Below are 10,896 nucleotides of genomic sequence, written 5' to 3' on the forward strand. Positions count from 1 at the left end.
GCAGCTCGCTGAACCAACAGCGAGGTTGGAGATCGCCGATGCGCAATGAGACGATTGCAATCCACGCCGGTTACGAGCCGGAGGCGACCACCAAGGCGGTAGCAGTTCCGATCTATCAGACCGCCGCCTACGCTTTCGACAGCGCCGATCACGGCGCTGCCCTGTTCAACCTCGAGGTCGAGGGTTATCGCTACAGCCGCATCTCGAATCCGACGACAGCCGTGCTCGAGAAGCGCGTCGCCGAGCTCGAAGGTGGCGTCGGCGCGCTCGCGGTCGGCACCGGCCAGGCGGCGCTGCACTTCGCATTCGTCAATCTCGCCGACGGCGGCGGCAACATCGTTTCGGTGCCGCAGCTCTATGGCACGACGCATACACTGCTCGGACACATCCTGCCGCGTCAAGGCATCACCGGCCGCTTCGCCGACAGCGATCAACCCGATGCGATCGAGCGCCTGATCGACGAGAACACCAAGGCCGTGTTCGCCGAGACCATCGGCAATCCCGCCGGCAATGTCTGCGACATCGAGGCGCTGGCCAAGGTCGCGCATCGCAACGGCGTGCCGTTGATCGTCGACAACACGGTCGCGACCCCGATCCTGCTGCGGCCATTCGACTACGGCGCCGACATCGCCGTACATTCGCTGACCAAGTTCCTGGGTGGCCATGGCACCACGCTGGGCGGCATGCTGGTCGATAGCGGCAATTTTCCCTGGAAGGACCATGCCGACCGCTTCCCGGCCTTCACCGAGCCGGACACGTCCTATCACGGCATGATCTACGCCGAACATTTCGGTCGCAGCGCCTACATCCAGCGCGCCCGCAGCGTCTATCAGCGCACCATGGGCGCCGTGCTGTCGCCGTTCAACGCCTTCCTGCTGCTGCAGGGCATCGAGACCGTGGCGCTGCGCATGGAGCGCCACGTCGAGAACGCGCGCAAGGCCGCCGAATTCCTGCGCAACGATCCGCGCGTGGCCTGGGTCAACTACGCGGGGTTCTCCGATAGCCCCTATTACCCGCTGGTCCAGAAATATCTCGACGGCAACGCGTCGTCGCTGTTCACGTTCGGCATCAAGGGCGGCATGGAGGCCGGCAAGGCGTTCTACGACGCGCTGAAGCTGATCACGCGTCTCGTCAACATCGGCGACGCAAAATCGCTCGCCTGCCACCCGGCCTCGACCACGCATCGGCAGATGCCGCCGGACGACCAGCGCAAGGCCGGCGTGCTGCCGGAGACGATTCGTCTCTCGATCGGCATCGAGCACATCGACGACATCATCGAGGATCTCGACCAGGCGCTCGCAACGGCCTGTCCTACTCAGCGCCAGCTGGACGCAGCGGAATAGAGCCGTCAGCCGATGACCCTGCTGTTCGACCGGCATCGCAGGATCACGAGCCCTGCCCTCGCGCCCGCCGACTTCGACGGCCGCACGCGGCGGCCGGTCGAGCTCACGATCGGGCTCGTCAACAACATGCCGGACAGTGCGCTGAAGGCGACCGATGTTCAGATCGCCCGGCTGCTGCAGCACGCCGCGCCGCGCAACGTCCGCATCCGCCTGCACTGCTTCTCGCTGCCCTCGATCGCGCGCGCGAACACCGCCAAGAATCACATCGCCCAGTCCTACACCGACATCGACCGCATCGAGGGCCTCGGCATCGACGGGCTGATCGTCACCGGGGCCGAGCCGGTCGCGGCGCAGCTGCGCGACGAGCCGTATTGGTCGGACCTGGCCTCGCTCATCGACTGGGCGAGAACCAACACCCGCTCGACGATCTGGTCCTGCCTCGCGGCCCACGCCGCCGTGCTGCATCTCGACGACATCGAGCGGCAGCGCCTGGCCGTCAAATGCTCCGGCGTCTTCGACTGCGAGAAGGTGCGGGACGATTGGCTCACGCAGGACATTCATTCCCCGCTCAAGGTGCCGCATTCGCGGCTCAACGCTGTCAACGAGCCGTTGCTGGCGGCGCGCGGCTACGACATCCTGACCCGCTCCGACGACGTCGGCGTCGACATCTTCGCGCGCTCGATGCCGAGCCGGTTCGTGTTCTTCCAGGGCCACCCGGAATATGACGCGCTCTCCCTGCAGCGCGAATACATGCGCGACATCGCGCGCTTCCTCGCTGGCCAGCGCGACGACTATCCGCGGCTGCCGAAGGCCTATTTCAGCGCCGAGACCGAGACGGTGCTCAACGCGTTCGAGCGGCGCGCCAAGGACAGGCGCGATCCGACCCTGGCGGCCGAGCTGCCGGGGTTGACGCTGCGGCCTGATCTGGCCGCCGAAAGTGCCGCGACGGTGCTGTTCCACAACTGGATCGGCCATCTCGGCCAGGGCGAATAGCAGCGTCTCGCCAGATCGATCGCGCATCGGCACGCCATCTGTTAGATTGGCGCGACGCACCTCCCTGGCAAGGTTCCGATGGCCCGACGCACCGGCAGCGCCGATCTCCCGCTCCATTCCGGGCGTGTCCCCGCCTGGCTCGGCAGCCGCATGGCCTCGCTCGGCGCCATCATCACCCAGGCCATCGTGCATCATTACGGCCGCGATGAATTCCTTAGCCGGCTGTCGCACCCGTTCTGGTTCCAGTCGTTCGGCGCCGTGATGGGCATGGACTGGCACTCGTCGGGCATCACGACCAGCGTGATCGGCGCGCTGAAGCGCGGACTGAAGCCGCTGTCTCCAGAACTCGGCATCTACGTCTGCGGCGGCCGCGGCGAGCATTCGCGCAAGACGCCCGACGAGCTGCGCCTGCTCAGCGACCGGCTCGGACTCGACGGCGAAGGTCTGGTGCGCACCAGCAGGCTGGTCGCCAAGGTCGACAGCGCCGCAGTACAGGACGGCTTCGATCTCTATCTGCACGGCTTCTTCGTCACCGCCGACGGCAAATGGACGGTCGTACAGCAGGGCATGAACGGCGACGCGCGCCAGGCGCGGCGCTATCATTGGCACTCCCAGCAACTCGCCGACTTCGTCGACGCTCCGCACAGCGCGATCGACGGCCCGGCCCAGGGCGAGATCGTCAATCTCACCGACAAGCGCGCCGCACCGTCGCGCAATGCCCAGCTCGAGCTCCTGACCGAGCTCGGTCCCGACCGCGTCGTCACCGAATTCGAACGGCTGAGCACGCCGCAGCCGGCGCAGGCGCTGCTGCCGCATCTGATCATGCCCGCTCATCACGACGTCAGGCCGAAGGACGTGTTCGCCCGCCGGCTGCACGGAACGCTGGCTGCGGCGGCCGAACGCGGCCCGGTCGATTTCCCCGAGCTGCTGCTGACGCCCGGGGTCGGCGCCCGCACCGTGCGTTCGCTCGCGATGGTCGCCGAGGTCGTGCACGGCGCGCCGTATCGCTTCGCGGATCCGGCGCGGTTCTCGCTGGCGCATGGCGGCAAGGATCGCCATCCCTATCCGGTGCCGATCAAGATCTATGACGAGACCATCCGTGTGCTGAAGTCGGCGGTCGGCCATGCCAGGCTCGGGCGCGACGAGACGCTGGCGGCGCTGAAGCGGCTCGACGATCAGGCGCGCCGGCTGGAGCGCACCGCCACCGGCCCATCGCTCGAGGCGTTCATCGCGACCGAGCGGGCGGCGTCGCCGGATCTCGACGGACGCTCGGTGTTCGGCTGGGAGCGCGATCTCATCCAGCGCACCGGCGAGGCATGACGGCATGCCGGCGCGCAGCGCGGGCGTGCTCGCCTTTCGCCGAACCAATGGCCGGCTCGAGGTGCTGCTGGTGCATCCCGGCGGGCCGTTCTGGCGAACTAAGGATCTCGGCGCCTGGTCGATCCCGAAGGGCGAGTTCGGCGCCGGCGAGGATGCTGAGGCGGTCGCGCGCCGGGAATTCGCCGAGGAGCTCGGCACGGAGTTGACCGCACCACTGATTCCACTCGGCGAGATCAAACAGCGCGGCGGCAAGGTGGTCGAGGCCTTTGCCACCGAGATCGATCTCGATGCCGACGCCATCGTCAGCAACGATTTCGAGCTGGAATGGCCGCCGCGCAGCGGCCGTCGCCAGCGCTTCCCGGAGGTCGATCGCGCCGCTTGGTTCGACCTCGACGAAGCGCGGGCGCGCATCAATCCGGCGCAGGCCGCGCTGCTCGATCGTCTCGCGGCGATCGACGGCGGGTGAGCGCTCACCGACCGCCGCCTCGGCCTCAGGCCGCGCGGACGTTGCCGAGGAAGCGGCCGGTCTCGCTCTTCAACTGATCCGACTGGCTGCCAAGCTGAGCCGCGGCGCTCAGCACCTGCGCCGCCGCCGCGCCGACCTGCCCGGACGCCTCGCGGACGCCGACGATGTGCTGCATGACGCCCTGAGTGCCCTGCGCCGCCTGCTGCACACTGCGCGCGATCTCCTTGGTCGCGACGCCCTGCTCCTCGACCGCGGCCGCGATGGTCTCGGTGATCTCGTTCATCTGGCCGATCGTGGTTCCGATATCGCGGATCGCGGTGACGGTCGACGTCGTGGCCTCGCGAATCGACTCGATCTGGCTGGTGATCTCCTCGGTCGCCTTGGCGGTCTGCGCCGACAGCGCCTTGACCTCGTTGGCGACCACCGCGAAGCCCTTGCCGGCCTCGCCTGCGCGCGCCGATTCGATGGTGGCGTTGAGCGCCAGCAGATTGGTCTGCCCGGCGATGGTCTGGATCAGCGATATCACCTCGCCGATCTTCTGCGACGCATGGACCAGCCGTTCGACCATCGATCCGGTCCGCGTCGCCTGCTCCACCGCGTTCTGCGCGATCGACGACGACTGCGTCACCTGCTTGGCGATCTCCTGGATCGACGATGACAGCTGCTCGGCCGCCGCCGAGACGGTCTGCACGTTCCTGGCGGTCTGCTCGGCAGCCCCGGCCACCTTGGCGCTCTGATCGCTGGTGCCGGAGACGATGCTCGACATCGACTGCGCCGAGGCCTGCAGCTCGCCGGCCGCACTCGCCGTGGTCTGGATCACGCCGCCGATCGAACGCTCGAAATCATCGGCGATACGCACCAGCACCGCGCGGCGCTCATCGGCCGCCTGCTGCTTGGATCGCTCCTGCTCGGCCCTGATGCGGTCGCTTTCGGCGAGGTGATCCTTGAAGATCTGCAGGCTGCGCGCCATGCGCCCAATCTCGTTGCGGCGGCTGGTGTACGGCACCTCGCAGCCGAGATTGCCCTTGGTCAGCTCATCCATCACGGCGCAGGTCCGGTCGAGCGGCACGACGATGCCGCGGCCGAGCCAGAACGCAACCATGCCGGCGACGATCAGCCCCGCGAGCCCGCCCATGCCGGCCCACAGCGCGCGCTGAGAGACGACCGCGTCGATGTCATCGACATAGACGCCGGCCTGGATCGCCAGCATCTTGTCGCCGCTGCCATAGGCGCCGACATAGGACATCTTCGGCAGTTCGTTGGTTCCGCCGGCGCGCGGCACCTTGTACTCGACGAATCCGCCGCCGGCGCGCGCCGCGCGCACGATGTCCTGGATCAGCAGCTTGCCGGTGGAGTCCTTGTATTCCCAGCGGTTGACGTTGATGTATTTCGGATTGGCGTGGACATAGGTCACGCCAGCGTCGGATGCGCCGGTGCCATAGACGCCAAGATAGTCGGAGAACTGCCCCCAGCGCATCGCGCCGATCGCGGCGAAGGCCTGCTGCCGCGCCTGCTCCGCCGGAATCTTTCCGGACGTCACCGCGGCGTCATAATAGCTCAACACCTTGACGGCCGATTCCACGAGATTGCGGACCATGGTCTGCCGCTCCTCGATGACGGTTCCACGCAGCATCAGGATCTGCATGGCGGAGACGGCGAACAGTGCGATCGACATCACGGCGATGATCGCCGCCAGACGTTGATAGACAGTCAGGTGTCGCATTTTCTGATTCTCGTTGCGTGGACTGTATGCACGATACCAAGCGCACATTAATGGTTTGCTATTCGTGCATCCGCCGCTGTGCCGGGACTAATTAGTCTTTGGGACGAGAATACATCTGATTGCGCGAACTCACCGCAGACAACAACCGAAATTCTCTGCGAAGCGCATGGAGCAGATAACATATGACACTATGACTGCGGCCCGAGGCACGGCTCCGCATCGTCGCGACGCGGCCGGCGTCCGAGCTTTGGCAAGAAAGTTCCCTCGACGCATCGAGGGTGCAGGGAAGACCAGGCATCGGCTGATTCCTGCGGCCCCCGTGCGAGAAAAATGCACGGGGCAGGAACCACAGGCTCAGCCGGATTGCCCGGCCTTCCCTGCGCGACGGTTTACGGCTTATACGCGCTCTCCTCGGTGCACCGGGCTTGTTGGCCACCGTGCGCAACAGCACGCGTCAGCCTGCTCTTGCGGGATACCAGCGTCGGGGTATCAGGACCACGCGACTTCGCCGTCCGTGCGGTGCCACTCGTCAGTCGGCATCAGCACGTCCATCACATCCCACCCCAACGCTCCTGACGATGCGCAGCGCCCCTCGTCGATGAGGCGGGACGCGTTGAGACAACCATGATTTCCGATAAAGCGAAATGTCAAAATTTGTGCAGCCCGGGCCGGAGGTCCTGATGTCTCTGACGGATCGCACAAACTTCGTTGTCCGGCGCAGCGCGATTGAGCCCCGGCGACGTTCCCTGTCCGGTCGCGCAGGCTGCCCGACGGGCGACTCAGTGGCTTACAACGACGCTGCCACCCGCTTTGGCCGGCGCTGCCGCAACAGCAGCAGCATCGCCACGGCGGCGCAGGAGCACACCAGGCTGAGCGCCAGAGGCGCATTGCTGCCGTAACGGGTCAGGAGTTCGACCAGGATCGGCGCCGACACCGCTGATAGCACGTTCATCGGCAGACCAATCTGCGCCGAGGCCCTGGCAAACGCCGCCTTGTCGTAGAACACCAGCGGCATGGTCGCACGCGCGACGGCGAGCGCGCCGCTGCCGAGGCCGTAGATCAGCATGAACAGCGCGATCGCGACATGGGAGCCATGGCTCAGCATCAGCAGCAGCATCGCCGCCGGCAGCGCCAGTCCCGCGACGATGGCGGTGGCGATGCCGTCCCAGCGGCCGCCGCCGAGGAAGTCGACGACGCGGGCGCTGATCTGGATGACGCCCAGCATCGAGCCGAAGCCGATCGCCTCGGCCGGCGAGAGGCCTTCGGCCTTCAGCAGCTCGATCAGCACGGCGCCCATGCCGAAGGCGACGAAGGCGTTGAGGCCGGAGGCGCCGACCAGCAGATAAAAGGTGCTGCGCGCCGGCGTGGCTGCAGGGGTGGGCGTGGCCGCGCCCGCTCCGGGCGACAGATGGTCGTGAACGCGACGCGGCAGCAGGAACACGAACAGCGGCAGCGACACGCCGAGCAGCAGGCCGGCGTAAACGAGACAGGTGCCGCGCCAGCCGACATAGGCCGACAACGCCGAGGTGAGCGGCCAGAAGATGCTGCTCGACAGGCCGGTCACCAGCATCAGGGCGCCGATGGCGCGGCCTGCGCGCGGCCCGGCGATCTCGTTGAGAACGATGTAGGAGGCGGTCGAGAGCGTTGCGCTGCCGGCGATGCCGAGCAGCAGCCAGGCCGCATAATAAGTCAGCGGCCCCTGCGCGACCGACAGCAGCACATAGCCGGGCGCCGCCAGCACCGTGCCCGCGATCATGACGCGGCGGCCGCCCTGCTTGACGAACGGCCGCGCCAGCAGCGGCGAGCACAGCCCCATCGACATGTACAGCACCGTCGTGCTGGCGAAGATCGCGGTCAGGTCCATCTCCAGATCCGCCGCCATGGCCCGGCCGATCACCGCCGGCAGGCTGAGCGTGCCCCAGGCGATCAGCTGGGTGACGGCCAGAACGATCAGGACGCGCAGAATGGCAGGGTCGGCGATGACGGGCGGCATTTTGGGATGTGGGTACGGCAGGAAGGCGGAGCCGAGACTCGGCGCCCGGCTAGTCTTAGCGCATTCGGACCCCGCCAGCCCCGCTGTTTCGGAATTGCGGCCCGCCGCGGACGGGGGGCTGGCGGGGACGCTCCGGTCAGCCCTTTTCAGGCCTGCTCGCCGGTCGAAGACAACGGGAAAGACGCCGATGATGATCCCGAGGCGGGGTGGCGGACCGCCCGACCAAGGGCTATCAACTTGAGAGCGCCGCGGAGACATTGCATGTTCGTTGCCTTCGTCAAGGACAAGTCACCAGCATTCCCCGGCATCGACAATCCCGACGGGATCACCGCTCTCAAAATCTGGAACTTCGGCTTTCGCAGCTTCAGCTTTCTGCCGTCGTTCAGCAACCTGAAACAGCTGGCGATCCTCGCCTATCCCGACGCGGTGTTTGATCCGATCTCTCAATGCCAGCAGCTTGAGAGCGTCAGCATCTGCCACTTTCCGGGCGTGTGCGATCTTGCGCCACTCGGACGCCTGCCGAACCTCACAGCCTTGTCGCTGGCCACTTTGCCGAGCTGGGATGCGAGCGGCAAAGTCCAAACTGTCGAGTCACTGGCGCCGCTCGCCGGACTCGAATCCCTCCGACATCTGGAATTGCTCGGCGTGTGCCCGGACGATCGATCCTTGCGACCGCTGCAGTCCTGCAAGACCCTCAAATCGCTCCGCTGCTCGAAATATCCAAGGAAGGAAGTTCAGCGCTTCTACGAGGAGACCGGCTGCTCGAACGCGCGCTGTCCGCCACAAACCCTTATCCGCTAGTGCTATCGGGAGGGGACGTCGGCTCACGCTGCCGGCGGACAATCGTGTTCACGATCCGGGCAGAGGGGGCGCCCTATCTCCAATCCTTTAATTAGGGATCGTCCTAATTAAAGGATATGGCACTTTCCTTTAATTGCGAGAGCCATACGCAAACCCGACCTCCGTTGGAACGCCCATCACGATCGGTTGGTGCTTACCGGCCAGGGGAGCCGACCGATGCCCGCCTACGACATCTTTCGTCGTGGACTCCTCAAGGGTACGACGGCAGCGACCGCCTTCGCCCTGCTCAACCGGGCCGCGGCGCCGACCACGGCAGCCGGCAGTCCGGACGGCCGATCCGACACGGGAGCGCGCGAGCTCAGCGGCCGGCGGATGTCATCGCTTCCTGGATCGTTACTAAACGGCTTCCTTGGCAGCCTTCAGCGGTGACGCCTTGACCGACTTGCTTGCCGGCTTCGCGGCGAACTGCATAGGCTCCTTCGTGAACGGATTGATGCCCATCCGCGCTTCCGTCGCGGGCTTGTTCACGACCGACATCTTGACAAAGCCAGGAATGACGAACTCGCCGGACTCGTTCAGCTCCTTGTAGCCGACGGTCGCCATGTACTCGATGACCTTCTTCACGTCACCTTTGGTGATCTGCGTGCCATCTGCAATTGCGTCGATCAGTTGGGTCTTGGTCATCTTGGCCATGTTGGCATCCTCGTGAATTCAGCAAGTCTGAGCTATCAGGGCGTCTGCTCAGAGCGCGGCTGGACAGGACGCGCTTCCGCACGATGCCGACAGCTGCGGTTCAGCCGCGCTTTAAACCCGCGGCCACCCCAAACGCAAGCGACAGTTCGAGTCTCACCTTCTCGCTCGGCGCACGGCAACACCGATCCGTCATGTGCTTTTGGATCGCGTTGCGCGCCCGGCACGATGCCCCCTGCGACAATGGTAGACGGCGACATCCATTGCTGGTTACCCTGTCGCGACGTTGCAAATCCGTGCAGCCGGGACAAGCAGTCCAACGACGGCCTGCAGGGATCGATCGAGGATGAAGTTTGATGCAGACCAAGCGCCTGGGCAGGAGCCCCATCGTCGTTTCCAAGATCTGCATGGGGACGATGACGTTCGGCAACCAGGCTGACGAAGCCACGTCCTTTCGGATTTTGGACAAGGCCTTCGACGCCGGCATCAACTTCTTCGACGCCGCCGAGAACTATCCGGTGCCACCGGACGAGAAGTGGGCAGGCCGAACCGAGGAAATCCTCGGCCGCTGGATGAAGGGCAAGAGCCGCGACGCGATCATCATGGCGACGAAGGTCTGCGGCCCAAGTCACGGCTGGATCAAGGGCGCCCAGCGCAGCGGCATGACGGCGCTCGACCGCCACAACATCACCCGCGCGCTCGAGGCCAGCCTCAAGCGGCTGAACACCGATTATATCGACCTCTACCAGACGCATTGGCCCGATCACGGCGCCCGCTACGAGGATGCGCTGGAGACGCTCGATGATCTGGTCAGGGCCGGCAAGATCCGCATCATCGGCTGCAGCAACGAGACGACCTGGGGTCTGATGAAGAGCTTGGCGACGTCAGAGCGCAGCGGCTTTGCGCGCTATGAGACGATCCAGAACAATTTCAGCCTGAACAATCGCCGCTTCGAGGACGAGTTGGCGCAGGCCTGCCGCAAGGAAGAAATCAGCCTGATTCCGTTCTCGCCGCTCGGCGGCGGCGTGTTGTCCGGCAAGTACAATGGCGGCAAGCTGCCGGAGGGCGCGCGTTTCAGCAACTATCTCAAAATCGGCGGCCGTCAGGCAACGATGGCGCGACGTTTCGTCAACGACAAGACCCTGACATCGACCGAGCGCTTCGCCATGATCGCCGCGGAGGCCGGGATCTCCGTGGTCACCCTGGCCACAGCGTGGAGCAAGCAACATGATTTCGTCGCCTCGACCATCGTTGGCGCGACCCATCCCGACCAGCTCGACGATATCCTGGCGGCCGCCGACCTGACGCTGGACGCGGATATCCTCACCAAGATCGACGCAGTATCGAAGGAGATCCTCTACCCGATGGGCTAAAGGTTGGGACGTTCGCCCGCATCCACAATGGGGGTATCGTCTTCACTGAGGCGCTGGCGGTGGGAGAGGATTCGAACCTAAAACTTCTCTTCGCAAGCGATCGTACTACAGCGTGTCTAGGCGTAGACATCGCAGCCTAACGTCCCCATTTCTTTGAGCAAAGGCGGACCTCGGAGCAACACCCGACCACGTCC

Annotated in this window: 9 protein-coding genes; 6 read left to right on the forward strand and 3 right to left on the reverse strand. The window is 65.5% G+C overall.

Going from position 1 to position 10,896, the window contains the following annotated elements; translation table 11 throughout:
- Positions 1 to 38: 38 nt before the first annotated feature.
- The 4 genes from ACQR1I_RS19475 to ACQR1I_RS19490 all read left to right on the forward strand — a co-directional run bounded on the left by ACQR1I_RS19475 (position 39) and on the right by ACQR1I_RS19490 (position 4,122).
- Positions 39 to 1,343, forward strand: a complete 1,305-nt coding sequence (locus ACQR1I_RS19475) for an O-acetylhomoserine aminocarboxypropyltransferase/cysteine synthase family protein (RefSeq protein WP_434866166.1) — start codon at positions 39 to 41, stop codon at positions 1,341 to 1,343.
- 12 nt (positions 1,344 to 1,355) lie between these two features.
- Positions 1,356 to 2,336 carry a homoserine O-succinyltransferase MetA gene (gene metA / locus ACQR1I_RS19480; RefSeq protein WP_434866167.1) on the forward strand — a complete coding sequence of 327 codons (981 nt, stop codon included), beginning with the start codon at positions 1,356 to 1,358 and terminating at the stop codon, positions 2,334 to 2,336.
- A 78-nt stretch (positions 2,337 to 2,414) separates the two neighbouring features.
- A complete protein-coding gene (locus ACQR1I_RS19485) occupies positions 2,415 to 3,656 on the forward strand; it encodes a DUF763 domain-containing protein (protein WP_434866168.1) in 1,242 nt (413 codons plus the stop codon).
- 4 nt (positions 3,657 to 3,660) lie between these two features.
- On the forward strand, positions 3,661 to 4,122 hold the full coding sequence (locus ACQR1I_RS19490; protein ID WP_434866169.1) for an NUDIX domain-containing protein: 462 nt from the start codon (positions 3,661 to 3,663) through the stop codon (positions 4,120 to 4,122).
- A 25-nt stretch (positions 4,123 to 4,147) separates the two neighbouring features.
- On the opposite strand, the gene ACQR1I_RS19495 is transcribed toward ACQR1I_RS19490, so the two are convergent.
- The gene (locus ACQR1I_RS19495; protein WP_434866170.1) at positions 4,148 to 5,845 is read right to left on the reverse strand and encodes a methyl-accepting chemotaxis protein; all 1,698 of its coding nucleotides are present in this window, start codon (positions 5,843 to 5,845) and stop codon (positions 4,148 to 4,150) included.
- A gap of 787 nt (positions 5,846 to 6,632) precedes the next feature.
- Complete coding sequence (locus tag ACQR1I_RS19500) at positions 6,633 to 7,838, reverse strand: MFS transporter (protein ID WP_434866171.1); 1,206 nt, start codon at positions 7,836 to 7,838, stop codon at positions 6,633 to 6,635.
- A gap of 261 nt (positions 7,839 to 8,099) precedes the next feature.
- On the opposite strand from ACQR1I_RS19500, the gene ACQR1I_RS19505 reads away from it, so the two are divergent.
- The gene (locus ACQR1I_RS19505; RefSeq protein WP_434866172.1) at positions 8,100 to 8,639 is read left to right on the forward strand and encodes a hypothetical protein; all 540 of its coding nucleotides are present in this window, start codon (positions 8,100 to 8,102) and stop codon (positions 8,637 to 8,639) included.
- A gap of 396 nt (positions 8,640 to 9,035) precedes the next feature.
- On the opposite strand, the gene ACQR1I_RS19510 is transcribed toward ACQR1I_RS19505, so the two are convergent.
- On the reverse strand, positions 9,036 to 9,332 hold the full coding sequence (locus ACQR1I_RS19510; protein WP_434866173.1) for an HU family DNA-binding protein: 297 nt from the start codon (positions 9,330 to 9,332) through the stop codon (positions 9,036 to 9,038).
- 353 nt (positions 9,333 to 9,685) lie between these two features.
- Between ACQR1I_RS19510 and ACQR1I_RS19515 the strand changes: the two genes are divergently transcribed.
- Positions 9,686 to 10,702 carry an aldo/keto reductase gene (locus ACQR1I_RS19515; protein WP_434866174.1) on the forward strand — a complete coding sequence of 339 codons (1,017 nt, stop codon included), beginning with the start codon at positions 9,686 to 9,688 and terminating at the stop codon, positions 10,700 to 10,702.
- The last annotated feature ends 194 nt before the right edge of the window (positions 10,703 to 10,896 follow it).

This window comes from Bradyrhizobium sp. HKCCYLS2038, assembly GCF_051167655.1.
Taxonomy (GTDB): domain Bacteria; phylum Pseudomonadota; class Alphaproteobacteria; order Rhizobiales; family Xanthobacteraceae; genus Bradyrhizobium.

Excerpts from the sequence above, each read along its gene's own strand:
- ACQR1I_RS19495 (WP_434866170.1), bottom strand. The coding sequence starts at position 5,845 with ATGCGACACCTGACTGTCTATCAACGTCTGGCGGCGATCATCGCCGTG.
- ACQR1I_RS19510 (WP_434866173.1), bottom strand. The coding sequence starts at position 9,332 with ATGGCCAAGATGACCAAGACCCAACTGATCGACGCAATTGCAGATGGC.
- ACQR1I_RS19505 (WP_434866172.1), top strand. The coding sequence starts at position 8,100 with ATGTTCGTTGCCTTCGTCAAGGACAAGTCACCAGCATTCCCCGGCATC.
- ACQR1I_RS19490 (WP_434866169.1), top strand. The coding sequence starts at position 3,661 with ATGCCGGCGCGCAGCGCGGGCGTGCTCGCCTTTCGCCGAACCAATGGC.
- ACQR1I_RS19485 (WP_434866168.1), top strand. The coding sequence starts at position 2,415 with ATGGCCCGACGCACCGGCAGCGCCGATCTCCCGCTCCATTCCGGGCGT.
- ACQR1I_RS19475 (WP_434866166.1), top strand. The coding sequence starts at position 39 with ATGCGCAATGAGACGATTGCAATCCACGCCGGTTACGAGCCGGAGGCG.
- ACQR1I_RS19515 (WP_434866174.1), top strand. The coding sequence starts at position 9,686 with ATGCAGACCAAGCGCCTGGGCAGGAGCCCCATCGTCGTTTCCAAGATC.
- metA (WP_434866167.1), top strand. The coding sequence starts at position 1,356 with ATGACCCTGCTGTTCGACCGGCATCGCAGGATCACGAGCCCTGCCCTC.
- ACQR1I_RS19500 (WP_434866171.1), bottom strand. The coding sequence starts at position 7,838 with ATGCCGCCCGTCATCGCCGACCCTGCCATTCTGCGCGTCCTGATCGTT.